The organism is Nitratireductor sp. ZSWI3, from assembly GCF_024655565.1.
Classification (GTDB): Bacteria; Pseudomonadota; Alphaproteobacteria; order Rhizobiales; family Rhizobiaceae; genus Nitratireductor.
Map to the genome: position 1 here is coordinate 1 of NZ_JANKOF010000074.1, position 23,657 is coordinate 23,657.

Below are 23,657 nucleotides of genomic sequence, written 5' to 3' on the forward strand. Positions count from 1 at the left end.
CCGCGCGACGACCATCGCGCGGGCGTTTTGCCATGGCGCCCGTCCACAGCCCGGACCGAGCAGATCGCAAGCCATGGATCCGGTGGAATGGTTTTTCCTGGCAGATGGGCACCATCCGTAGGGATCAAGCCGCTAGAATTTCAATAAAACAATATGCAAATTCAAATATTCTTCGATGGAGGTGCCTTTTTCGCCACAAACTTCTCACACAACCATGACTTTCAACAGTTGAACTTTTTTGTAACTTGACATTTCGACCTCCATTGAGCGTATCTAGCGCCCATCGCTCAACCGGGCATTGAAATTTACAATCATTCTTGCGGGAGGAATGACTTGATGGTGGTCAACACGCCGGCAACCGGCGACATCGCAGCCATGGCCCATGAGGCCCACGAAACGCCGGCACGATACATGGCCGATCTGGCCCAGGCTCTCATCGTCGCCGCCTCGCCCATCAACCGCATCGTCCTGTCGCGCATCGCCGAGCGCGCCTGCCTCAAGACCTCGGCTCACGAGCCGGCCAAGGCCCTCGGCGCGCTCACCGTTCCGGACAAGTCGCCGGGACTGGTGATCGTCGACATCGATGCGGGGACGAGCGGCCGGGAGGATCTCTTCGCCCATCTCAGCGAGCGCCGCAGCGCCTCGCCGGCGAAGCTGCCGCTGGTGATCGCGGTTGTCGGGGCGCTCGAGGCCGCCAGCCTGCCCGGGTTGATCTTCGATGCCACCGTCGTCCGCCCCGTCACGCCGGAAACCCTGCAACCCGTCATCGAAAGGCTGATCGCCGACGCGAAAGCATAGGCCGGGCGGGCCTTCCCTTCCCTTTGCCGCCCTGTCTATACTCCGGCATCCGAAACGATCCCTGGTGCTTGATGCCTGACAGGAAAAAGCTCGCCCGCCCCGCCAGTCGAGGCGATATGGTTCGCACGCCCGCATTTTTGAAGAACCTCAGGGGCGTGAAAGACTGGAAGCAGGCGACCGCCTGGCTGGAATGGCGCGGCATCGAGGACATCGAGTGCATCACGCCCGACCAGGCGGGCGTCGCGCGCGGCAAGATGATGCCGTCGAAGAAGTTCACCTCCAACACGTCGCTCGCCCTGCCCTCCGCTGTCTTCATGACGACCATCTCGGGCGAGTATCCCGAAAGCGGCGGCGGCTTCGTCTATCCGGAAGACGACGGCGACCTGAAGCTGCTGCCCGACCTCACCACCCTCACCGCCGTTCCCTGGGAGACGGATCCGACGGCGCAGGTGATCTGTGATCTGGTGCATCAGGACGGCCGTGCCGTCGAGTTCAGCCCGCGCAACGTCCTGAAGCGTGTCGTCGCCGAATACGCCAAGCACGGGCTGAAGCCGATCGTGGCGCCGGAGATCGAGTTCTATCTGGTGCACAAGAACCCCGATCCCGATTATCCGCTGACGCCGCCGGTCGGCCGCTCGGGACGCCCCATCGGCGGCGGCCAGGGATATTCCATCGCCGGCGTCAACGAGTTCGACGAGCTGATCGACGACATCTATCACTACTCCGAGGCGCAGGGGCTGGAGATCGACACGCTGATCCATGAGGAAGGCGCCGGCCAGCTCGAGATCAACCTGCGTCATGGCGATCCGGTCGAGCTCGCCGACCAGGTGTTCATGTTCAAACGCACCATCCGCGAGGCCGCGCTCAACCACGACACCTATGCCACCTTCATGGCCAAGCCGATCCAGGGCCAGCCCGGCTCGGCCATGCACATTCACCAGTCGGTCGTCTCGCTGGAGACCGGCGACAACGTCTTTTCCGACACCGCCGGCAAGGAGACCGACATGTTCCGCCATTTCATCGGCGGCCTGCAGCGGCACATCCCCAACGCGCTCATCATGCTGGCGCCTTACGTGAACTCCTACCGCCGGCTGACCCAGGGAACCTCCGTGCCGGTCAACACACGCTGGGGCTACGACAACCGGACCACCGCCTTCCGCGTGCCGCGCTCGGAGCCATCCTCGCGGCGCGTCGAAAACCGCATCCCCTCTTCCGACGCCAATCCTTATCTGGCGCTCGCCGCCTCGCTCGCCTGCGGGCTGATCGGCATCCTGGAAAAGAGCAAGCCCGATTCTCCCGCCGGGACGGCCGTCAACCAGGACGAGATCGAGCTGCCGCGCGGCCTTCTGGAGGCCGTCGCGCTGTTCGAGGGCGACGAGGCGCTGCAGAGGATTCTCGGCGCGCCCTTCACCACCACCTTCGCCGCCATCAAACGCGCCGAGTTCGAGACCTTCATGCAGGTCATCAGCCCGTGGGAGCGGGAGTATCTTTTGTTGAATGTTTGAATGAGTGAATAGTGAATAGTGAATAGTGAATAGTGAATAGTGAATAGAAGGATATCCACACGATGACAGAAGACAATATTTCACCAAATTAAAAGTACATCCATTCACTATTCACCATTCACTATTCACCACTCCGATGCCCTACCACTCCCCCATCTCCCCCGGCCTTTCCTGGTATGAAGCGAGTCTCGGCGCGCGGCCGCGATATGCGGCGCTCGACGGCGATCTGGCGGCCGACGTGGTCATCGTCGGCGGCGGCTTCACCGGTCTTTCGGCGGCCGCGCATCTGGCGCGGGCCGGCGTCGACGTCGTCCTCATCGAGGCGCACCGTTTCGGCGATGGCGCTTCCGGCCGCAATGGCGGCCAGCTCGGCACCGGTCAGCGCGCCTGGGCGGAGGAGCTGGAGGAGGAACTCGGCTTCACCCGCGCCAAGGCCCTGTTCGATCTCGCCGAGGAGGCGAAGGCGCATCTGCTCGGCTTCGCGGCAGACCACGGCATCGAGATCGACTACCGACCGGGCCAGATGTCCGTCGTCCACAAGCGGCGCTATCTCGACGACTATCGCAAGCATGCCGACATCATGCGCGAGCGCTTCGGCTATCCTCATCTGAGCTATATGGATGCGGAGGAGACGGCCCGTCGGCTCGGCTCCGACCGCTATTTTGGCGGCGTGCGCGACACCGGCACCGGACACATCCATCCGTTGAAGCTGGTCATCGGCACGGCCCGCGTCGCCGACGAGGCGGGAGCCCGCCTGTTCGAGACCACCAGAGCGACGGGCATCTCGGCGCATGGCGGCAAGGTGCGCGTCGTCACGCAGCACGGCACGATCACCGCCGAGAAATGCCTGGTCGCCACCAACGCCCACGGCAATGGGCTGGAGCCCGAGAGCGCTGCGCATGTCATGCCGATCGGCTCCTTCATCGGCGCCACCGTGCCGCTCGGCGAAACCAGCCCGGTGCTGCCCGGCGGCGAGGCGGTCGACGATTCCCGTTTCGTCGTGCGCTATTTTCGCAAATCGTCGGACGGGCGGCTTCTCTTCGGCGGCCGCGAGATCTATGCGCCCGGCGAGGACAAGGCGATCCATCGTCACATCCGCCGGCAGATCACCGAGCTTTACCCCGCCCTGAAGGACATCGAGATCACCCATGCCTGGGGCGGCTATGTCGGCATCACCATGCCCAGGAAACCCTTTGTGCGCGAGGTGATGCCGAATGTGATCTCAGCAGGCGGCTATTCCGGCCATGGGGTGATGCTGTCGAATTTCGTTGGCAAGCTGTATGCGGAAACCGTGTGCGGCAACCGCGACCGGCTGAAGCTGTTCGAGGAACTGAAGGTCCCGCCCTTCCCCGGCGGCCGCCTTTTGCGACCGGCGCTGATGTTCCTGGCGCTCAACTGGTACGCGCTGCGGGACCGCATCTGAATCGCGCGATCGGCCGTTTTCTGCCTACAACGGCCAGAAGAACAGGATAGCCGGCACCGACACCACGACGATGATGACCTCCAGCGGCAGGCCGATGCGCCAATAATCGCCGAAACGATAGCCGCCGGGACCCATGATGATGGTGTTGTTCTTGTGGCCGATGGGCGTCAGGAAGGCGCAGGAGGCAGCAACCGCGACCGCCATCAGGAACGGGTCGGGCGACACGTCGAGCCCGCGCGCCACCGACAGCCCGACCGGCGCAGCGATGAGGGCCGTCGCCACATTGTTCAGGAAGTCCGACAGCGTCATGGTGACGATCATCAGGATCGCCAGGATGCCCCATGCCGGCAGCGCACCGGTCAGCGACAGGATGGACTCGGCGATCAGCTTGGTTCCACCGGACTCCTCCAGTGCCAGCCCAAGCGGGATCAGCGACGCGAGCAGCACGATCACCGGCCATTCGACGGCCTCGTAGATCTCCCGGGCGCCCACGACATTGAACAGCGCGTAGACGGCAACGGCGCCGGCCAGGGCGACGGCGAGCGGCACGAAGCCCATCACGGACGTGGCCACCGCCACCGCGAACACACCCATGGCGAACAGCGCCTTGCCGCGCTGGATCACCGTGTGGCTGCGGTCGGCCAGAGGCAGCACGCCCAGCCAGTCGGCGGCGTCCGCCACCTGGCTTTCAGGCCCGAGGAGGAGCACCACATCGCCCGTCCGGATGGGCAGCTTGCGCACCCGCTCGCGAAACCGCTTGCCCTGGCGCGCAACGCCGAGCAGCGTCACGCCGCGCCGATAGAAGAGCCGCAGATCGTGCGCTGTGCGGCCGACCATGCGTGAGTTGTCCGGCACGATCGCCTCGACCAGCACCAGCGATTTGCCGCGGATGCCGCCATGCTCTTCCGAGCCCGCCGCATCGAGCTCGGCGGCGCCGATGAAGGCTTCGATCGATTTCGGATCACCTTCGAGGATGAGGTGATCGCTTCTGCGCACCTCCTCGCCGGCGGAAAAGCCCGCCAGGCGATTGCCGCGCCGCACCAGGCCGAGGATGGTCACGTCATGCTCGTCGGCCAGCGGGTAGAGATCGTTGACCGTCTGGCCGATCGCCTTCGATTTCTCCTTCACGCCCGCCTCGGCAACGAAGAGGCCCGCTTCGCCGCCCTCGCCGACCACCGCTCCCAGCCCCGTGTCGGGGATGAACCGCCAGCCGATCAACGCGACGAAGGCGATGCCGACCGCCGCGCAGATCAACCCCACCGGCGAGAAATCGAACATGGAGTAAGGCTCACCCAGCGCACGGTCGCGGAATTCGGCGATCACGATGTTGGGCGGCGTTCCGATGAGGGTGATCATGCCGCCGAGAATGGTGGCGAAGGAGAGCGGCATCAGCGAACGGGAAACCGACCGTTTCGCCTTTTCGGCCGCCTCGATGTCGAGCGTCATCAGCATGACCAGCGCGGCGACGTTGTTGATCACCGCCGAGAGGCCGGCGCCGATGATCGACATCAGGCCGATATGCGTCGGCAGGGAGCGGCCCGCGGACAGGACGAAGCGGGCGATCAGCTCGACCGCGCCGGCATTCATCATGGCGCGCGAGACGATCAGCACCAGCGCGATGATGACGACAGCCTCGTGGCCGAAGCCCATGAAGGCGTCGTGGGCCGGCACGACGCCGCCGACGACCGCGATGATCAGGGCGGCAAAGGCGACGAGGTCGTAGCGGATGCGTCCCCAGACCAGAAACCCGAACACGACCCCGAGAAGGCAAAAGAGGAAAAGCTGCTCGTAGGTCATGCGGTCGTGTCCCTTCTCCCAGAGCGCCGTGCGTCCTTTTGGACGCACAAAGGACGCTCTATCTCTTTATTTTCCGCATTTATGCGGACGTCAGGTGATTCCACCTGACTGCAAAATGCGATAAAGCCGCCCCGCCCGGCAGTAGCGCATCGCCCGAAAATCAAGACCGGTTTTCGGAAAGCGCGATGCGCAGTTTCAAAGACCTGCATCATCCTTTGCGTCCGAATGGACGCGCGGCGAGGCAGGCCGATGCGTGCCGGTCAGATGCAGCGGCCGCCGTCCACCTCCAGCGCCACACCGGTGATGAACTCCGCCTCGTCGGAGGCCAGCCACAGCGCCGCATTGGCTATGTCGAGCGGCGTGGAGAGCCGGCCGAGCGGGATCGAGGCACGGAACTGCGCCCGCTTTTCGGGCGTGTCCTCGCCCATGAACTGGCCGAGCATGCCCGTCTCTCCGGCCACCGGACACAGGCAGTTGACGCGGATGTTCCTGGGCGCGAGCTCCACGGCCATGGATTTCGTCGCTGTGATCGCCCAGCCCTTGGAGGCGTTGTACCAGGTCAGGCCGGGGCGCGGGCGCAGGCCCGCCGTCGAGGCCGTCGTGATGATCGAGCCGCCGCCCTGCTTCTCCATGATCGGCACGACGGCGCGCGCCGAGTGGTAGATCGCCTTCATGTTGACGGCGGTGATGAGATCGAAGGTCTCTTCCTCGACCTCCAGCATCGGCCCGTTGCGATGGGTGAAGCCGGCATTGTTGACCATGATGTCGAGCCGGCCATGGCTCTTGATGGCGGTATCCACCATCGCCTCCACATCCGCTTTCATGGAAACATCCACCGTGACGGGCAGGGCCGCCTCGCCGATGGCGCGCGCGACGCGCTCGGCGCCTTTCGCATTGAGATCGGCGACGATCACCTTGGCGCCTTCTTCGGCGAAACGCTTCGCCATTCCCGCGCCAAAACCGGATGCCGCGCCGGTGATGACGGCAACCTTGCCATCAAGTCGAGCCATTTTGATTTCCTGTAAGATTAGCCGTGATTGAAAACGATCGTCTTTGTGGCGGACATGTCGTACAGGGCCTCGAAGCCCTTCTCGCGCCCATGCCCGGACTTCTTGAAGCCGCCGAACGGCAACTCGATGCCGCCGCCGGCGCCATAGCCGTTGACGAACACCTGTCCGGCGCGCACCCGCTTGGCCACACGGTGCTGGCGCGCCCCGTCACGCGTCCACACGCCAGCCACGAGGCCGAATTCGGTGCCGTTGGCGAGGCGGACCGCATCAGCTTCATCCTCGAACGGGAACAGCGAGAGCACCGGGCCGAACACTTCCTCCTGCGCCAGCGCCGCGCCCGGGTCGACATCGCCGAACAGGACCGGTGGATGATAGTATCCCCCCTCGGGTGTATCGGCAACGACCGTGCCCTGGGCCAGAAGCGGGATGCCGGCCTCCCGGGCGGCCTCAACGAAGCCTGCGACACGGCCGCGTTGGGCCGGGTTGATCAGCGGCCCGATGTCCAGGTCGGCGTCGTGCGGCCCGGCGACGAGCTTCGAGAAGCGCGCCGCCAGCGCGGTCGCCACCTCTTCGTAGATCGCCTTTTGGATCAGCACCCGGCTGCCCGCCGAGCAGGTCTGCCCGCCATTCTGGATGATGGCGTTGACGAGCACCGGCAGCGCCGCCTCCACGTCGGCATCGGCGAAGACGATCTGCGGCGACTTGCCGCCGAGCTCCATCGTCACGCCGCGATTGTTGATCGCGGCGGCCTGCTGGATGGCGGTGCCGGTCATCGGGGAGCCCGTGAAGGTGACGTAATCGACCAGCGGATGCGCGGAAAGGGCGGCACCGGCGGTGCGGCCATAGCCGGAGACGACGTTGAACACGCCCTCCGGCACGCCGGCCTCAAGCGCCAGCTCGGCGATGCGCAGCGTCGTCAGCGAGGCGTCCTCGGCCGGCTTGATGACCAGCGTGTTGCCCATGGCAAGGGCGGCACCCACGACGCGGGCAAGGATCTGCAACGGATAGTTCCATGGCGTGATGCCGACCACCACGCCATGCGGCTCGCGCAGCGTCAGCGCCGTATAGCCTTCCAGGAAGGGAATCGTGTCGCCGTGGACCTTGTCGGCGGCCCCGCCGTAGAACTCGTAGTAGCGCATGGTGGCGGTAACGTCCGCCTTGCCCTGGCGGATCGGCTTGCCGGTGTCGCGCGATTCGAGCGCCGCCAGCTCCTCGCCGTTCTTTTCGACAAGCTGGAACAGCCGGGTCAGGCAACGGCCGCGCTCGACCGCCGGCATGCGGCCCCACGGCCCTTCGTCGAACGCACGTCTGGCAGCCTTCACCGCCAGGTCCACATCCGCCGCGTTGGCGGCGGGGATCGAGGCGAAGACCTTGCCGTCGGAGGGGGAGAAGACGTCGATGCGCTCGCCCGAGAGCGAATCGACCGAGCGCCCGTCAATGAACTGCATGAAGGCGCGGCCCTCGGCCACGCTGCGCGAAAAATGGGTGCCCATCCCTGCTGCTCCGGTTTGTATTGTCAGCATCCGAGCTTATGCTCGTGAGAGGACCCATGGGAAACCCGCCATGCGAGGCTCTGTCAAGGCACAAACGCCCTCGCGCGTTGGCGCAGCCGCCGTTACGGCGCTGCGGCAATTCGTGTGGAGATCCCGTCTGGTCTTTTTAAATCGATTAGACTATAGCAACGCCAACAGCGCATAAGGCCAGCGGAGCGACAATGACAAGCCAGACGATTCCCGTCGATCCCTTCGATCTCGTGGTGTTCGGCGCGACGGGCGATCTTTCCGAGCGCAAGCTTCTGCCGGCGCTCTACCAGCGGCAGCGTGCCGGGCAGTTCAGCGAGCCGACGCGCATCATCGGCTCCTCGCGCACCCAGCTCTCCAACGAGGAATTCCGCAGCTTCGCCGAAAAGGCGATTCGCGAGCACGTGGCAAAGGCCGACATCGAGCCGGGCGAGCTCAAGCGTTTCCTCGCCCGCCTTTCCTATGTGCCGGCGGACGCCAAGTCCGGCGAAGGCTTCGACGCGCTGAAGGCAGAGGTCGGCGACAGCGATAGCGTCCGCGCCTTCTACATGGCCGTCGCCCCCAGCCTGTTCGACGACATCGTCGGGCAGATCGCCAAGCACGCGCTTTCCACCCCCAGCGCCCGCGTCATCGTGGAGAAGCCGATCGGCCGCTCGCTCGCCTCGGCATGCGAGCTCAACGACGCCATCGGCCGCGTCTTCTCCGAGCAGAACGTCTTCCGCATCGACCACTATCTCGGCAAGGAGACGGTCCAGAACCTGATGGCGCTGCGCTTTGCCAACGCGCTCTACGAACCCTTGTGGAATTCGGCCCATATCGACCACGTCCAGATCACGGTCGCCGAATCCGTCGGGCTGGAAGGCCGCGCCGGCTATTACGACAAGGCCGGCGCGCTGCGCGACATGGTGCAGAACCACATCCTGCAGCTTCTCTGCCTGGTCGCCATGGAAGCGCCGGCCTCGATGGATGCCGACACGGTGCGCGACGAGAAGCTCAAGGTGCTGAGAGCGCTCAAGCCGATCGACGCCGCGCATGCCGAGAAGGTCACGGTGCGCGGCCAGTACCGCGCCGGCGCCTCCAACGGCGGCGCCGTCAAGGGCTATGCCGAGGAGCTCGGCAGCGAAAGCGATACCGAGACCTTCGTCGCCCTGAAGGCGGAAATCGAGAACTGGCGCTGGGCCGGCGTGCCCTTCTATCTGCGCACCGGCAAGCGGCTGGCGACCCGCGCTTCGGAGATCGTCATCCAGTTCAAGCCGATCCCACATTCCATCTTCGGCGACGGTGCCGGCAAGGTCTTCGCCAATCAGCTCGTCATCCGCCTGCAGCCCGACGAGGGCGTCAAGCAGTGGATCATGATCAAGGATCCGGGCCCCGGCGGCATGCGGCTGCGCCACGTGCCGCTCGACATGAGCTTCGCCGAATCCTTCAGCGGGCGGAATCCCGATGCCTATGAGCGGCTGATCATGGACGTCATCCGCGGCAACCAGACGCTGTTCATGCGGCGCGACGAGGTGGAGGCCGCATGGCGCTGGATCGACCCGATCCTCGCCGCCTGGGAGGACAACCAGCAGCCGGCGCAGGGCTACACCGCCGGCACCTGGGGACCCTCTGCCTCGATCGCCCTGATCGAGCGCGACGGCCGCACCTGGCACGAAAGCATCTGACGATGACGCAGCCCGTGTGGCACGAATTCGCTTCCCCCGACACGCTGGCCGACGCGCTGGCCGGCACAGTGGCCGAGGTGCTGGAGAACGCCGTTCAGACGCGCGGGCACGCCAGCCTTGCCGTCTCGGGCGGGCGCACGCCGGTGCTCTTCTTCGATCGGCTGTCGCGGTGTCCGATCCCCTGGCGCAAGATCATCGTGACCCTGGTCGACGAGCGTTTCGTGCCGGGAGATTCACCGCGTTCCAACGCGCGGCTCGTCACCCGCCATCTTCTGCAGAACGAGGCTGCGCGGGCCGGCTTCATCGGCCTTTATTCGCAGGCCCAGAACACCGAGAGCGCGGCGCGCGAGGCGAGCGCCGCGCTTGCCGCCCTGCCCATGCCGCTCGACGTCGCCGTGCTCGGCATGGGCACCGACCGCCACACCGCCTCCTTCTTCCCCGATGCCGCCGACATCGACACCCTGCTCGATGCCGCGGACGGGCAGGCGGTCCGGTCCGTCAATGCCCGCAGCGCCGGCGAGCCGCGCCTCACCCTGTCGATGAAGGTGCTGGCCAGCGCCCGCTATCTGATGGTGCATATCGAGGGCAACGACAAAAAGGAGGTGCTCGAGGAAGCGCTGACGGTGCCGCCCGGGCCGGCAACGCCGATCGGCGCCGTACTGGCCGCGGCAGAGAATCCCGCCCATATCTATTGGGCTCCCACACGCTAGCGAGACGCTGGCCGACCGCGTCCGGCATCCCTCCCGCGCCGGACATGCAAGCAAGGACGCAACGCCATGACTGCAAGAGCCGAAATCGAAGCCGTCACAGCCCGCATTCGCGAGCGCTCACGCGCCAGCCGCGAAGCCTATCTCGAACGCATCGACCAGGCCGCCGGGCAGGCCGTGAACCGCACCGTGCTCTCCTGCGGCAATCTCGCCCACGGCTTCGCCGCCTGCGGCCCCACCGACAAGGCGGCGCTGGCCGGCGACCGGGTGCCCAACATCGGCATCATCACCGCCTATAACGACATGCTCTCGGCGCACCAGCCCTACGAGCCGTTCCCGAATCTCATCAAGCAGGCGGCGCGCGAGGCCGGCGGCGTGGCGCAGGTGGCGGGCGGCGTTCCGGCCATGTGCGACGGCGTCACGCAGGGCCAGCCCGGCATGGAGCTGTCGCTGTTCTCGCGCGACGTGATCGCCATGGCCGCGGCGGTGGGCCTTTCCCACAACATGTTTGATGCCGCCGTCTATCTGGGCGTCTGCGACAAGATCGTTCCCGGCCTCGTCACCGCCGCCCTCACCTTCGGTCATCTGCCGGCCGTGTTCATTCCCGCCGGGCCGATGACATCGGGCCTGCCCAATGATGAGAAGGCACGCATCCGCCAGCTCTATGCGGAAGGCAAGGCAGACCGCGCTGCGCTGCTCGAAGCGGAATCGAAATCCTATCACGGTCCCGGCACCTGCACGTTCTACGGCACTGCCAACTCCAACCAGATGCTGATGGAGATCATGGGGCTGCACACGCCCGGCTCCTCCTTCATCAATCCCAACACGCCCCTGCGCGACGCGCTGACGAAGGAAGCCGCCAAGCGGGCGCTCGCCATCACCGCGCTCGGCAACGATTACACGCCGGCCGGCCGCATGATCGACGAGCGCTCCATCGTCAACGGCGTCGTCGGGCTCAACGCCACGGGCGGCTCCACCAACCACACCATGCACCTGATCACCATGGCGGCGGCCGCCGGCATCAGGCTCACCTGGGACGACATCGCCGAAATCTCCGACCACGTGCCGCTGCTCGCGCGCGTCTATCCGAACGGGCTCGCCGACGTGAACCATTTCCACGCCGCCGGCGGCATGGGCTTCCTGATCCGCGAATTGCTCGACGACGGCTATCTGCATGAGGACGTGCGCACCGTCTGGGGCGAGGGCCTGCGCCCCTACACCGTCGAGGCGAAGCTTGCCGACGACGGCACGGTGGCCCGGTCGCCCGCGCCGGCCGCCAGCGGCGACCCGAAGGTGCTCGCCACCGCCGCCAAGCCGTTCCAGCCGACCGGCGGCATCCGCGTGCTCACCGGCAATCTCGGCAAATCGATCATCAAGGTCTCGGCGGTCAAGCCGGAGCACCGGATCATCGAGGCGCCGGCCCTCGTCTTCCATTCGCAGGAGGCCATGCAGGCCGCCTTCAAGGCCGGCGAGCTCGACCGCGATTTCATCGCCGTCATCCGTTTCCAGGGTCCCAAGGCCAACGGCATGCCGGAGTTGCACAAGCTGACGCCGGCCCTCGGCGTCCTGCAGGACCGCGGCCATCGCATCGCCCTCGTCACCGACGGCCGCATGTCGGGCGCATCGGGCAAGGTGCCGGCGGCGATCCACGTCACGCCCGAAGCGCTCGACGGCGGCATGATCGGCAAGCTGCGCGACGGCGACCCGATGCGCCTCGATGCGGAAAAGGGCACGCTGGAGGTCCTGCTCGACGCCGAAGAGTTCACCGCGCGCGACGGTGCCGAAGCGGATCTCTCCGCCAGCCAGCACGGCATGGGACGCGAGCTGTTCGCCGCCTTCCGCCAGCTCGCCGGGCGCGCCGACCAGGGAGCCGCGGTGTTCTGACCGGGGCCGAAACTCGCGCTGACACGGTGCCAATCACCCCCACTCCGTCTTGCTTCGCAAGCCACCTCTCCCCCTGCCCGGGGGGAGAGGAAGGATGTCGAGCACTCCGCCTGGCGCTTCCTCTCCCCCGTCGAGCGGGGGAGAGGTGGCCGCGAAGCGGTCGGAGTGGGGGTCGACGCGATACCCGCTACCCTGGGTTCGTCGCCCCTGCCCATCCTCCGAGGTGGCGCTTGACAAGCGCACCCGGCCAGGGGCATGAATCTCTTATGGGGATCGCGATCTCCCCATGAGGCGACAGCCCAAGAATCGCGTCCATCAACCCGTTCAACGGAAGGACGCGCCATGCCCTCTCCCACCACCATTTCCATCGACAAGCTCGCCCGCCTGATCGGCACCCCGCATTGCCCGGCGCTGATCGACGTGCGCACCGACGAGGATTTCTCCGCCGATGCCAGGCTCGTGCCGGGCTCCGTGCGCCGATCGCACCGGACCGTGCGCGACTGGGCAGCGACCATCAATGCTCCGTCGGCGATCGTCATCTGCTAGCAGGGCAGAAAACTCAGCGAAGGTGCCGCCGCCTGGCTGCGCCATGGCGGCCTGGCGGCCGAAGCGCTCGAAGGCGGCTTCGAGGCCTGGCTCGGCGCCGGGCTGCCTGCGGTACCGGCGGACCGCCTGCCGGATGCCAACGCCTTTGGCGGGACGGTCTGGGTCACGCGGGCGCGACCCAAGATCGACCGCATCGCCTGCCCCTGGCTGATCCGCCGTTTCGTCGATCCGCAGGCCACGTTCCTGTTCGTCGCGCCGCAGGAGGTCGTCATGGTCGGCGAGCGCTTCGGCGCCGTTCCCTTCGACATCGAGGACGTGTTCTGGAGCCACCGCGGAGAATTGTGCACCTTCGACGTGATGATCGAGGAGTTCGGTCTGGCGACCGAGCCGCTGCACACGCTTGCGGCCATCGTCCGCGGCGCCGACACGGCGCGGCTCGACCTTGCGCCGCAGGCTGCCGGGCTGCTCGCAGCCTCGCTGGGCCTGTCGCGCATGTTCGCCGACGACCTGAAGCAGCTCGAGGCGGGCATGCTCCTCTACGACGCCTTCTACCGCTGGTGCCGGGACGCCACCGACGAGACGCACAACTGGCCGACGGCCAAGGGCAGGAGCGTCAAATGACGCGGGAGCGCGAAGCCGTTCCCGATCGCAGCTCGCCGCCGCACGCCGAACACGCGATCCCCTTTTCCGAGGGCGTCAAGGTGTGGCTCAGGGTGGCGGCGCTGAGCTTCGGCGGGCCGGCCGGGCAGATCGCGGTGATGCACCGCATCCTGGTCGAGGAGAAGCGCTGGATCGGCGAGAACCGGTTCCTGCACGCGCTCAACTACTGCATGCTCCTGCCCGGTCCGGAAGCGCAGCAGCTCGCCGTCTATATCGGTTGGCTGCTGCATCGGACAGCCGGCGGCATCGTCGCCGGCACGCTGTTCGTGCTGCCGGGTTTCCTCGCCATCCTGGCCTTGAGCTACGTCTACGCCGCCTTCGGCAGGGTGCCCCTCGTCGAGGGCCTGTTCTTCGGCCTGAAGGCGGCGGTGCTCGCCGTGGTGCTCAACGCCGTGGTGCGGATCGGCGGCAAGGCATTGAAGAACCGGGCGATGATCGCCATCGCCGTCATCGCCTTCGTCGCCATCTTCGTGTTCGACGTCGCCTTTCCCCTGATCATCCTCGCCGCGGCGGCGATCGGCTATATCGGCGGGCGGGCCGGCTCGCCGCTGTTCCAGATCGGCGGCGGCCACGGCAAGGCCTCGGGTCCGGTGCTGGCCGACGCGGATTCGCTTCTCGGCGAGGAGACCCCGGCGCATGCCCGGCCGAACGTCTCGTGGTCGCTCAAGGTGTCGGCGGCCTTCCTCGCCCTGTGGCTGGTGCCGGTGGCGCTGATCGTCGGCCTTCTCGGCCCCGGCGACGTGTTCAGCCAGATCGCCCTTTTCTTCAGCAAGATGGCGGTGGTGACCTTCGGCGGTGCCTATGCGGTACTCGCCTATGTGGCACAGGAGGCGGTCGAGCACTATGGGTGGCTACAGCCCGGCGAGATGCTCGACGGGCTCGGCATGGCCGAGACGACGCCGGGGCCGCTGATCCAGGTGGTGCAGTTCGTCGGCTTCCTCGGCGCCCATCGCGAGCCGGGGGCCCTGCCGCCGATGCTGGCGGCAACGCTGGCGGCGGTGCTCACCACCTGGGTCACCTTCGTGCCCTGCTTCCTGTGGATCTTCCTCGGCGCCCCCTTCGTGGAAACCCTGCGCGGCAACAGGGCGCTGACCGGCGCCATGTCGGCCATAACGGCGGCGGTGGTCGGGGTCATCATGAACCTCGCCGTCTGGTTCGCCCTGCACATGCTGTTCGGCGAAACCACGCCCTGGCGCGGCTTCGGGATGGCGCTCGACATTCCCGTCTGGCGAAGTCTCGACCCGGCAGCGCTGGCGCTGACGGCGGCGGCCCTCTTCGCGATCTTCCGCCTGCGCCTGGCGCTGATCCCGGTCCTTCTGATGTCGACGCTCGCCGGCCTCGCCTGGGCGCTGCTCGGCGGAAGCCCTCAATAGGTGGTGCGCCGCTCATCCGACGGCGGGCGGCCGAATTGCTGGCGATAGCTCTGCGCGAAATAGGAGTGCGAGGTGAAGCCGGTGGCGATCGCCACGTCGAGGATGGGCATGTTGGTTTGGCGCAACAGCTCGCGCGCCCGCTCCAACCTCAGCCGCATGTAGTATCGGCCTGGCGTCACGCCGAGATGACGCAGGAACAGCCGCTCCACCTGGCGCACGGAAAGCGCCGCCGCCTTGGCAAGCTGCACCGCCGAATAGGGCTCGTCGAGATTGTCGGCCATCAGTTCGACAATCTTCTTGAGCTTTTCCGACTTGCCGGTCAGGTCGCGCTCGGGGCCGACGCGCTGGCGATCGCCCGCCGAGCGGATGCGCTCGTGCTGGAACTGGTTGGCGACCTCGTTGGCAAGGTCGGGGCCAAGGTCGCCGCGCACGATCTCCAGCATCAGGTCGATCGAGGTCGTCACCCCGGCACAGGTGTAGCGCTTGCGGTCGATCTCGTAGACACTGCCCGTGCATTCGATCTCGGGAAAGCGCTCCTTGAAGGAGGCGCGGTTCTCCCAATGAATCGTGCAGCGATAGCCTTCGAGTTGCCCCGCCTCGGCGAGCAGGTAGGAGCCGGCGGCCAGCGCCCCCAGCGCACCCCCGCGGCGCCCGATCGAGCGCAGCGCGGCAAGCACGGTGCTCTTGCCGGGAAACTCCGTGGTGAGGCCGACGCAGACGAACAGGATGTCGACCGGCGGCAGGTCGGCGACTGCGTAGTCGATCTTGATGGGCAGGCCGTTCGAGGCCATCACGGCCTCGCCGTCGGCCGACACGGTCACCCAGCTATAGACGTCGCGCCCGAGCAGCCGATTGGCCGAGCGCACCGTGTCGATCGCCGCCGACAGGGAGAACATCGAAAACTTGTCGACCAGCAGAAACGCGAAGCGCCGGCCGTCCTGCGGAAGATCGCTCATGACGGCGCTTTTAGCAGGAAGCGGCGGGTGGCGGGAAGGGATGAGGCTGGCATGCTTTGACCGTCCCTCCGCCCCTCATCCGCCTGCCGGCACCGCAAGCGGGGAGAAGGAGGATGGCCGCAACGTCGATGCCTCCTTCTCCCCGTTTACGGGGAGAAGGTGAGGATGAGGGGCAGCGCGACCGGTCGATCATCTACCCGCCCTCAGAACACGGGCGGCTCGCGTCCGGCGGCGCGGAAGGCGGAGACGAGCGTGTTGGCCATCAGCATGGCGATGGTCATCGGCCCCACGCCGCCCGGCACCGGGGTGATGGCGCCGGCGACCGCCTTCGCCTCCTCATAGGCGACGTCGCCGACGAGGCGCGTCTTGCCCTCGCCCTTTTCCGGTGCGGCGATGCGGTTGATGCCGACGTCGATCACCGTCGCGCCGGGCTTCACCCAGTCGCCCTTCACCATCTGCGGCCGGCCGACGGCGGCGACCAGGATGTCGGCGCCGCGTGCGACGGCCGGCAGGTCCTTCGTGCGGCTATGGGCGATGGTGACGGTGGCGTTGGCGGCCAGAAGAAGGTTTGCCATAGGTTTGCCGACGATGTTGGAGCGGCCGATCACCACGGCATTGAGGCCCGACAGGTCCTTGCCGCGCACCCGCTCCAGCATCAGCATGGCGCCCGCCGGCGTGCACGGCACGAAGGCCGTTTCCACCTCGCCGGTGCCGAGCTTGCCGACATTGATGAAATGAAAGCCGTCAACGTCCTTTTGCGGCGCGATCGTCTGGATGATGCGGCCGGCATCGATGTGATTAGGCAGCGGGAGCTGCACCAGGATGCCGTGGATCGCCGGATCGGCGTTCAATTCCTTGATCAGGGCGACCAGCTCGCCCTCCCCCGTATCGGCCGGCAACGAATGCTGCACGGAATGGAAGCCGCATTCCTTGGCGCGGCGCGACTTGGACGCCACATAGACCTGGCTTGCAGGGTCCTCACCGACGATGACGACCGCAAGGCCGGGCCTCACCCCGGCACCGGCCAGGGCCGCGGCCTGCTCCTTGACCTTGGCAACCACGTCTTCAGCGATGGACTTTCCGTCGATGATTTCGGTCATGTCTTTCCCCGATCAGCGCTCTCGCAGGACTGCGAACCCGGCCGGAAGCAAGCTCGTCCCATCCGTCCGATGTAGCCGCCATAATGGGGAAAATCGCCGGCCGCAATCCCGCCGGAGCGTCCTTCTCTGACGTTATTGGAAAAACAATGCGGGTTTGCGGGCTCAGCGCTGCCCGAAACCGGCGCGGCGCGCCGCCAGCCGGTCGACTTCCCGCCGCACCGCCCGCAGGCGGTCGTGGATCTCGCCGAGCGGGCCGTCCTCGGCGGCAGCAAAGGGCGCGCTTCGCATGGTCCGGTAGGCGCCAGGGTCAGTCGGAGCGTCCAGCCGATCATGATGGTCGTCGTCACCAAACAGGGAACGCGGTCCGAGCATGGGCTCGTGCCGGCCGTCGTGGCGGGCGGAAGATTCCGCCCGGCGGCGAGGCGCTTGGCGCGCGCCTGAGCCACCACCGCCGGTGGGCGGCGTTTCGCCGCCCCGGCGGTCCATGGTCTCGCGAAGGCTGCGCATCGCTCCGCCCGCGGCGCCCAGCCCGACACCGACGAAGAAACCGAGCAGCATGCCGGCGATCGCAATCGAGGACCGCGAGGGGCCGACCGGATCGAGCGGCGGCGAGGCCTGCGAGATGATGCTGACATTGGCCGTGTTCAAGCCTTCCTGCTGGCCGGTCTCGCGGGCACGCAGCAGCAGGGCCTCGTAGACGGAGCGCTTGGCGGCCGCCTCGCGCTCGAGCTCCCGCAAGGTGACGCGCTCGGTCTCCATATCCCCCTTCTGGACCTTGAGGCGCGCCAACCGGGCGGCCAGATCCTGCTCCAGTTGCACGGCGCGCTGAAGCTCCACCTGGTTCGAAGCGATCACGCGGCGCAGCTCGCGGGCGATCTCGTCGCGCGCGCCGGCAACCTCCGCTTCGATCGACTGGCGGTCGGGATGGCGCGGACCGAAGCGGACGGCGAGACGGCTGGCCTGCTGCCTCAGGCTTGCATATTGCGCGAGCAGCTCGGTCATCACGGGCGAAGCCACCTGCTCGGGCAGCGCGCCGCCCAGCACCGTGTCGAGGTCGAGGTCGCGCGCCGCGGCGGCGCGCGCGTTGAGCTCGAAGGTGCGCGCACGGGCCACCGAAAGCTGCTCGTTGAGACGCACGATCTCGTCGTCGGCGATCAAGCGACCCTGCGCGTCGACGATGTCGTTCTTTGCCTTGAACGCGGCGATCGCCCGCTCGGCCCGCTCCACCTCGCCGCGCAATGCGTCGAGCCGTTCGTTGATCTCGCGATTGGCGCGGCCCGCCGTCGCCGACTGCAGCTCGCCGGAGGTCTCCTGAAAGACCTCCGTGACGGTCGAGGCGACCAATGCCGACTTGTCGGCGTCCTGCGTGGTCACGCCGATGGTGATGATGAAGGTCTTGGCGTTGCGGCTGACATCCAGCGCGTCGGCGAGATTGCCGACGGCGATGGAATGGCGCGCCGCCGTATCCTCTCCGACGCGACCTTCGAGCAGCGCCGAAACGAGCGCGCGCGGGCTGGTGACGAGGCTCATCAGCCCGCCGCCCGAACCGTTGAATTCCGGATCGTCTGCAAGGTCCAGCCGGTCGACCACCTTGGTCAGCACGGTGCCCGAGGTGATGATGCTCACCTGGTTCTCGATCAACGCCAGCGTCGCATCCGAGGGCAGCCCGCCGCGCATCAGGTCGCGTTCGACGATCTGAAGGTCGCGCGGATCGAACAGAAGCTCGGTCGCCGCGTAATACATCTTGGGCGTGCCTAGCGCGACCAGCACACCGAGAGCCGCGCCGAGAGCGGTCGTGGCGAGGATCAGCCATTTGGCGCGGAAGATGCCGGCGATCACACGCGCCGGGTCGATCAGCGGCTGCCAGTAGCCGTCGTCGGTGTCGGACGCGTCGCGCTTGGCGGGCGCCCCCTGCCAGGCATCCTCATCGACGTCCTGCCATGCCCGGCGCACCTCCGGCTCGGGTGGCGGCTCAGGCACCCATGCGGGCCGGACCGCCGGGCGCATGCGTGGAGCCGGATCGGGCAGCGGAAACAGCCGGTCGAGCACGCGCCGTCCGAGCGAAGGGTTCCGCGGTGCCGCCGGGTTCGGCTGGCGCCTTGGCGGCTCCGGCTCCCGGCTGCGCCGCGGGATGGCTTCCGCCGCCTCGACGTCAGCGCGGCGGCGTGCCGCATCGTCCTGTTCGGGCAGTGCCAGCAACGAGGCGCGCGGATGTGGCCGCGCTTCCGGTTTCGGCGCCATCGACAAGAGCGAACCGGACCGCGCGCTCCTGCGGGAGCCGTTCCTTCCTGGATTGTCGGCGTCGAACATGCGCGTGCGGCTTCCGCCCCCGAGAGTGAAGCGGGCGGCATAAGCCCGCGTTTATGTTAACCCAAGCTAAAGAGGCACGGGTAACAAATGGTTAACGGCGCGGCACCGAAACGGCATCGGGCGGCGCGGCGGAACCGCACATTAAGCTTTGTCGCTTATCCATGAGCCGCGATACCGGCGGCAAGCGCCGTCGGCGCTGCAATTGCGGGGGCCGACCATCTCCATACGCGACGTCGTGACAAGCCAGCGCAAGGTGCTGCAGGACTATTTCGCGGCCATCAGCGGCTCGGCCGGGCGGCTGGTGTTCTCGCTCGCCTATTTCGTCGTGCTCGCCAACACGCTGTCGATCGCCGAGTTCGGCCTGTTCGCCACCGCTTCGGCGGCCGGCGTCATGCTGTCGCGCATCCTGGCGCTAGGCTTCACGGCGACGCTCTACCGCATCGCCACCGTCAAGCCGCGGCTGCTCGGCACCTATGCGGCCGGGTTCCTGCTGCTCGCCCTCCTGTCGCTGCCGCTGCTGACCCTCGCCAGCGCCGTCATGTACCTCGTCTTCTTTGCCGGCGACATGGCGGTCCTGCCCTTCGCCCTCGTCGTCGTGGCGGAAGCGCTGGTCTGGCGGCCGGCGGAAACCGTGGTCATCGTCAACAACGGGCTCAACCGCTTCGGCCGGGCCGCGACGCTGGTCATCCTCGGCACGGCGCTGCGGGCGCTGGCTGCAGGCGGTTTCGCCCTGGCCGCCACACAGGACCTGCTCACCTGGAGCCTCTTCTATCTCGCCGCCAACGCGGCCAGCCTGCTCGTCGCGCTTCTCTTCTTCTGGCCGCGCCAGACGCTGCGCCTGCGGCCGGCGCTCTACTGGCGGCGCCTTTCGGACGCGCTTTACGTGGCCGGTGCGGAGATCCTCTTCTACCTGCAGATGGAGCTCGACAAGCTCCTCGTCCTGGCGCTCGGCGGGCCGCAACTGGCCGGCATCTATGCAATCATCATGCGGCTCGTCGACCTCACCGCGATTCCCATCCGCTCCTTCACCATGCTTCTGGTGCAGCGGATGATGCGCGCCCCGGAGATGCTGAGCCGGCTCAAGCTGCGCCTCACCATAGAGGGGGCGATCTTCGGGGTCTCCACCCTGGCGCTGCTGGCGCTCGCCGTCATCCTCACCGTCTATCCGACGCTGCTCGGCCGCAATGTCGCCGAGGCCGCGCCGCTCGTCATGCTGGCTCTTGCCGTGCCGGGCCTGCGCAATCTGACGGAGTATCAGGCCGAACTTCTGTTCGCGCGCGGGCAGACGCTGCTTCGGGCCGTCAACCTGGCATCGCTCGCCGCCGTCAAGGCCCTGTTCCTGTCGCTGGCGCTGTACGCCTTCCACGAAGCGGCACCGCTGGTGCTGTCGCTCAACGGCGTCTTCGTGCTGCTTTATCTGGTGTCCACCGCCCTCACCTACCGGGCGCTACGCCGTCCGGCCCGGCGTATATAGAATCAGGCGACGAGCCGGCGCAGCGGCGCAAGGTCGCCGCCCGTGAAAGACTGAATGCCGATCGCCACCTGATGAGGCGCCATCCCGGCTGCGAAGTCGCGCATGCCGGCCGCGTCGAGCCCCGGTCCCGACCAATAGACGCGGCACAGTTCGCGATCGTCGTGAAAATGGCCGGCGCCGGCCAGCACCTCGTCGACATAGCGGCCATAAAGAAGGCATTCGGAAAAGCGGCGGCCGGCGGCAACCGCCTCGATCCAGTGGCAGCCGTGCCGTGCCTCGATCCGCTCGATCATGCCGAGCACGGTCTCGCGCCGCCAGGCGATCAGCGTCGTGATGTAGTCGTGCGTCGAGCGCTGATCGGGCGACAGGCCGAGCGCCCGCCCGGCATTGGCCGACCAGCGTGCATGATCGGTGCCGTGCAGCTCGGCCAGCGCCCCGTCGCGGCGGTAGAGCCGCAAGGCCCCGTCGCGCCAGAACGCGGCGCAATCGAACGGCTTGAGGAAGACGACGTCGGAATCGCAATAGACGAGCGTCGTCTCCTGCAGCCTGCCGGCGACGGCGATGCGGCGGAGCTGCTGCACATGCCAGCCGCGCAGCGGGGCGAGCCTTGTGCTCAGCCACACGTGGCGGCGGAAAAGGCTGGTCGGGTCGCGCACGGCATGGAGCCAGGACGGCAGCAGGTCGCGCTCGTCGATCACCGTGCGGCGCGGCGTTTCCAGGACGCGGAACCGCGCCACATCGTGGCCCGCCACCAGCAGATAGTGATGGGGCGCCCCGGCGACGAAACGGTCGACGGAATCGCACAACAGGCGGCAGCGGTCGAAATCGCCCGCATAGCTGGGCGTGACGATGGCGGCCGTCACGATCGACCGTTCCTGCCGAATTTCTGCAGCGCCACCCGCGCCAGGAACAGCGGGTTGCCCACCACATAGCGCCGCCACAGGCGGCGCGGCTCCAGGCCGAGGCGGAACAGCCATTCCAGCCGCAAGCGCCGCATCCATGCCGGGGCGCGCGGCACCGCCCCGCTCAGGAAATCGAGCAGCGCCCCGACGGCCATCGGCACCGTGCAGTGCCGCGACGTGATGTTGCGGGCGATCCACAATTCCTGGCGCGGAACGCCCATGGCGACCAGCAGGACGTCCGGCCGGGCGGCGGCGATCGCCTCCAGTATCGCCGGCTCGTCCTCGGGGCCGAAATAACCGTCGTGCAGGAACAGGAAGTCATGCTGTGGGGCGATCTCCGCCAGCCGTCGGGCCGCGGCCTGCGCATTCCGGCGGCGCGCGCCGATGAGGCCGACCCGCAACGCCCTAGGCTCCTGGCGCAGGAACGCCGGCACGAAGTCCGTCCCGTTCAGATTGTCCGGAAACGGCTCGCCATAGAGCATCCTCGAGGCGATATCGACGCCGACCCCGTCGGCAAGGACGAGGAAATCCTGCAGCGCCGCGCGGAAGGCGGCATCGCCGACGGCCACATTGGCGTTGTGCGCGTTGAGGAAGGTGAGCTTCGTGAAACATCGCTCGGCGATGCTGCCGCGCAGCAGGTCCATGGCCTCGTCGCGACCGATCACGGCGACGCTGGTGCCGAGAATGTCACGCCGTGGAAAGATCGCCGGCGTGGCGTGCAGCGGCTCGACGGTCATGCCGCGGCCTTTTGCGGCGCGAACCCGGCTTGCCGCAAACCCTGCAGAATGGCCGCGTCGAGCGCTGCCCGCTGGGCCTGATGGAAGGCGCTGCCGTCGACGTCGTGGGGCACACCCGCCGCCGCTGCGGCCAGCGCTTCGGCAAATGCCTGCGGCTCGTCGGCCACGATGCAGTTGGCGGGCTTGTGGGAAATGCCGCGCAGGGCGCTGCTGGTGGCAACGCTCGGCAATCCCTGCTCGAAGGTCTCGATGGTCTTGAGCTGAACGCCGGTTCCCGCGCGGCTGACGAGCGGCACCACCTTGCCGGCGCGCACGAAGGCAACGGCATCGGGAACGCGGCCGACGAAGGAGACGCGCGGATGGGCGGCCTGAAGCGTCGGCGGCGCATCGCCGGCGATGGCGATGCGGAAGCCGGCCGGCAGGTGCGGCACCACCTCGTCCAGGAACCAGTCGAGGCCGATGCGGTTCGGCGCCCAGCTCCATGTGCCGATCAGCGTCGCGTCGTAGCGTGTGTGGCGCGGCCCGGCGGCGACGCCCGGCCGATGGGCCACCAGCGGCAACACGGCGGAGCGGCCTTCCGCCGCCACCTGCAGAAGCCTGCCGTCTTCTTCCGCCAGGATGTAGATGAAGCGGGCGTCGGAGCAGAGCGCCTGCTCGAGCTTTTTCAGAAGCCGCGCCTCGCGGCGGAACAGCAGGCGCGCCGCCAGACCCTTTGCCGCCTGCGCGCTCTGTGCCGCCGAGAGGTGCTCGACATTGTGCGCGACATAGAGGTTCGGCTTGTCGGCAAAAACCTGCCGGAAAGCGCCGGCAAACTGGACGGAGTTGAACACCACGCCATCGACCGGCCCCAGCGCGTCGAGCGCGGCGCGCACCCGGCGCGGCGCGACGAGCCGCATCTTGGCGGAAGAAAAGGTCAGGCCGTGCAGGAGGGCGGTGGCGAGCCAGCGCAGCTTGACGGCCGTGCCCGCCGCTTCGGTACGCGGGTCGAGCGTTCCAAGGACCACGGCATCCTTCGGCACCGAGGCCTCCCGCCCCGTCCAGGCAAAGCCCATCACGGTGAGCCGGCACCCGGCGCGCGCCAAGGCGTCGAGGATCGCCGCGTTGGCGATCTCGTAGCCGCTCTTCGGTGTTCCGTCGGGAACGATGGATGTCGCAAAGACCAGATGCATGCCGCTTTCCTGTTGGCGGCAGTCTTGCAGACAGCAGTGAACTCTTGATTAAGCTGATTAGAAGCCGCCTTGCACGGCGGGGGGCAATGCGAGCCGAAAAAAGCCCGCCGCTCGCATGCGGG

General features: G+C 67.2%; 17 protein-coding genes and 1 pseudogene. 9 read left to right on the plus strand and 9 right to left on the minus strand.

All coding sequences use genetic code 11. The features are described 5' to 3' along the window. Positions 1-336 precede the first annotated feature (336 nt). The 3 genes from NUU27_RS18755 to NUU27_RS18765 all read left to right on the plus strand — a co-directional run bounded on the left by NUU27_RS18755 (position 337) and on the right by NUU27_RS18765 (position 3,726). The gene (locus tag NUU27_RS18755; RefSeq protein ID WP_257763676.1) at positions 337-798 is read left to right on the plus strand and encodes a response regulator; all 462 of its coding nucleotides are present in this window, start codon (positions 337-339) and stop codon (positions 796-798) included. 71 nt (positions 799-869) lie between these two features. After that, positions 870-2,303 carry a glutamine synthetase family protein gene (locus NUU27_RS18760; RefSeq protein ID WP_374567547.1) on the plus strand — a complete coding sequence of 478 codons (1,434 nt, stop codon included), beginning with the start codon at positions 870-872 and terminating at the stop codon, positions 2,301-2,303. Between the two features lie 136 nt (positions 2,304-2,439). Then, positions 2,440-3,726, plus strand: a complete 1,287-nt coding sequence (locus tag NUU27_RS18765; protein WP_257763678.1) for an FAD-binding oxidoreductase — start codon at positions 2,440-2,442, stop codon at positions 3,724-3,726. A gap of 24 nt (positions 3,727-3,750) precedes the next feature. Here NUU27_RS18765 and NUU27_RS18770 read toward each other — a convergent pair whose 3' ends face one another. The 3 genes from NUU27_RS18770 to NUU27_RS18780 all read right to left on the minus strand — a co-directional run bounded on the left by NUU27_RS18770 (position 3,751) and on the right by NUU27_RS18780 (position 8,026). Next, positions 3,751-5,523 carry an SLC13 family permease gene (locus tag NUU27_RS18770; RefSeq protein WP_257763680.1) on the minus strand — a complete coding sequence of 591 codons (1,773 nt, stop codon included), beginning with the start codon at positions 5,521-5,523 and terminating at the stop codon, positions 3,751-3,753. A 260-nt stretch (positions 5,524-5,783) separates the two neighbouring features. Then, positions 5,784-6,533: an SDR family oxidoreductase gene (locus NUU27_RS18775; RefSeq protein ID WP_257763681.1), complete on the minus strand. Its 750-nt coding sequence runs from the start codon at positions 6,531-6,533 to the stop codon at positions 5,784-5,786. Positions 6,534-6,550: 17 nt separating this feature from the next. Continuing rightward, complete coding sequence (locus NUU27_RS18780) at positions 6,551-8,026, minus strand: aldehyde dehydrogenase family protein (RefSeq protein WP_257763682.1); 1,476 nt, start codon at positions 8,024-8,026, stop codon at positions 6,551-6,553. 221 nt (positions 8,027-8,247) lie between these two features. Between NUU27_RS18780 and zwf the strand changes: the two genes are divergently transcribed. From zwf to chrA, 5 genes and pseudogenes are all read left to right on the plus strand, one after another. After that, the gene (gene zwf / locus NUU27_RS18785; RefSeq protein WP_257763683.1) at positions 8,248-9,717 is read left to right on the plus strand and encodes a glucose-6-phosphate dehydrogenase; all 1,470 of its coding nucleotides are present in this window, start codon (positions 8,248-8,250) and stop codon (positions 9,715-9,717) included. A 2-nt stretch (positions 9,718-9,719) separates the two neighbouring features. Beyond that, the gene (gene pgl, locus NUU27_RS18790; protein WP_257763684.1) at positions 9,720-10,427 is read left to right on the plus strand and encodes a 6-phosphogluconolactonase; all 708 of its coding nucleotides are present in this window, start codon (positions 9,720-9,722) and stop codon (positions 10,425-10,427) included. Positions 10,428-10,493: 66 nt separating this feature from the next. Further along, entirely contained in the window at positions 10,494-12,308 is a 1,815-nt protein-coding gene (gene edd / locus NUU27_RS18795; RefSeq protein ID WP_257763685.1) for a phosphogluconate dehydratase, read from the plus strand. 342 nt (positions 12,309-12,650) lie between these two features. Beyond that, positions 12,651-13,475: pseudogene (locus tag NUU27_RS18800) on the plus strand (chromate resistance protein ChrB domain-containing protein). Continuing rightward, a complete protein-coding gene (gene chrA / locus NUU27_RS18805; RefSeq protein WP_257763687.1) occupies positions 13,472-14,887 on the plus strand; it encodes a chromate efflux transporter in 1,416 nt (471 codons plus the stop codon). The pseudogene NUU27_RS18800 and the gene chrA overlap by 4 nt, the downstream one beginning before the upstream one ends. On the opposite strand, the gene NUU27_RS18810 is transcribed toward chrA, so the two are convergent. From NUU27_RS18810 to NUU27_RS18820, 3 genes are all read right to left on the minus strand, one after another. Continuing rightward, positions 14,881-15,843 (minus strand): GlxA family transcriptional regulator, encoded by a 963-nt coding sequence (locus tag NUU27_RS18810; protein ID WP_257763688.1) that lies wholly within the window; start codon positions 15,841-15,843, stop codon positions 14,881-14,883. The two genes, chrA and NUU27_RS18810, sit on opposite strands and share 7 nt — an antisense overlap. Positions 15,844-16,046: 203 nt before the next feature. Beyond that, positions 16,047-16,943: a bifunctional methylenetetrahydrofolate dehydrogenase/methenyltetrahydrofolate cyclohydrolase FolD gene (gene folD / locus NUU27_RS18815; RefSeq protein WP_257763689.1), complete on the minus strand. Its 897-nt coding sequence runs from the start codon at positions 16,941-16,943 to the stop codon at positions 16,047-16,049. A gap of 162 nt (positions 16,944-17,105) precedes the next feature. After that, entirely contained in the window at positions 17,106-19,253 is a 2,148-nt protein-coding gene (locus NUU27_RS18820; protein ID WP_257763691.1) for a GumC family protein, read from the minus strand. A 235-nt stretch (positions 19,254-19,488) separates the two neighbouring features. Between NUU27_RS18820 and NUU27_RS18825 the strand changes: the two genes are divergently transcribed. After that, the gene (locus NUU27_RS18825; RefSeq protein WP_257763692.1) at positions 19,489-20,727 is read left to right on the plus strand and encodes a lipopolysaccharide biosynthesis protein; all 1,239 of its coding nucleotides are present in this window, start codon (positions 19,489-19,491) and stop codon (positions 20,725-20,727) included. Positions 20,728-20,729: 2 nt separating this feature from the next. Here NUU27_RS18825 and NUU27_RS18830 read toward each other — a convergent pair whose 3' ends face one another. Genes NUU27_RS18830 through NUU27_RS18840 form a run of 3 tightly spaced genes read right to left on the minus strand, consistent with a single transcriptional unit; the run spans position 20,730 to position 23,535 of the window. Further along, complete coding sequence (locus NUU27_RS18830; RefSeq protein WP_257763693.1) at positions 20,730-21,590, minus strand: DUF6492 family protein; 861 nt, start codon at positions 21,588-21,590, stop codon at positions 20,730-20,732. Continuing rightward, positions 21,587-22,366 carry a WecB/TagA/CpsF family glycosyltransferase gene (locus NUU27_RS18835; protein ID WP_257763694.1) on the minus strand — a complete coding sequence of 260 codons (780 nt, stop codon included), beginning with the start codon at positions 22,364-22,366 and terminating at the stop codon, positions 21,587-21,589. Before NUU27_RS18835 ends, NUU27_RS18830 begins: the two co-directional genes overlap by 4 nt. After that, positions 22,363-23,535, minus strand: coding sequence for a glycosyltransferase family 4 protein (locus tag NUU27_RS18840; protein WP_257763695.1), 1,173 nt, complete (start codon positions 23,533-23,535; stop codon positions 22,363-22,365). The genes NUU27_RS18835 and NUU27_RS18840 overlap by 4 nt, the downstream gene beginning before the upstream one ends. Positions 23,536-23,657: the final 122 nt, after the last annotated feature.

Bases quoted from the DNA above. Each gene is read 5' to 3' on its own strand.
- edd (WP_257763685.1), top strand. From the start codon at position 10,494: ATGACTGCAAGAGCCGAAATCGAAGCCGTCACAGCCCGCATTCGCGAG.
- pgl (WP_257763684.1), top strand. From the start codon at position 9,720: ATGACGCAGCCCGTGTGGCACGAATTCGCTTCCCCCGACACGCTGGCC.
- NUU27_RS18810 (WP_257763688.1), bottom strand. From the start codon at position 15,843: ATGAGCGATCTTCCGCAGGACGGCCGGCGCTTCGCGTTTCTGCTGGTC.
- zwf (WP_257763683.1), top strand. From the start codon at position 8,248: ATGACAAGCCAGACGATTCCCGTCGATCCCTTCGATCTCGTGGTGTTC.
- NUU27_RS18770 (WP_257763680.1), bottom strand. From the start codon at position 5,523: ATGACCTACGAGCAGCTTTTCCTCTTTTGCCTTCTCGGGGTCGTGTTC.
- NUU27_RS18835 (WP_257763694.1), bottom strand. From the start codon at position 22,366: ATGACCGTCGAGCCGCTGCACGCCACGCCGGCGATCTTTCCACGGCGT.
- NUU27_RS18775 (WP_257763681.1), bottom strand. From the start codon at position 6,533: ATGGCTCGACTTGATGGCAAGGTTGCCGTCATCACCGGCGCGGCATCC.
- NUU27_RS18760 (WP_374567547.1), top strand. From the start codon at position 870: ATGCCTGACAGGAAAAAGCTCGCCCGCCCCGCCAGTCGAGGCGATATG.
- NUU27_RS18755 (WP_257763676.1), top strand. From the start codon at position 337: ATGGTGGTCAACACGCCGGCAACCGGCGACATCGCAGCCATGGCCCAT.
- NUU27_RS18820 (WP_257763691.1), bottom strand. From the start codon at position 19,253: ATGTTCGACGCCGACAATCCAGGAAGGAACGGCTCCCGCAGGAGCGCG.
- NUU27_RS18765 (WP_257763678.1), top strand. From the start codon at position 2,440: ATGCCCTACCACTCCCCCATCTCCCCCGGCCTTTCCTGGTATGAAGCG.
- NUU27_RS18840 (WP_257763695.1), bottom strand. From the start codon at position 23,535: ATGCATCTGGTCTTTGCGACATCCATCGTTCCCGACGGAACACCGAAG.
- chrA (WP_257763687.1), top strand. From the start codon at position 13,472: ATGACGCGGGAGCGCGAAGCCGTTCCCGATCGCAGCTCGCCGCCGCAC.
- NUU27_RS18780 (WP_257763682.1), bottom strand. From the start codon at position 8,026: ATGGGCACCCATTTTTCGCGCAGCGTGGCCGAGGGCCGCGCCTTCATG.
- folD (WP_257763689.1), bottom strand. From the start codon at position 16,943: ATGACCGAAATCATCGACGGAAAGTCCATCGCTGAAGACGTGGTTGCC.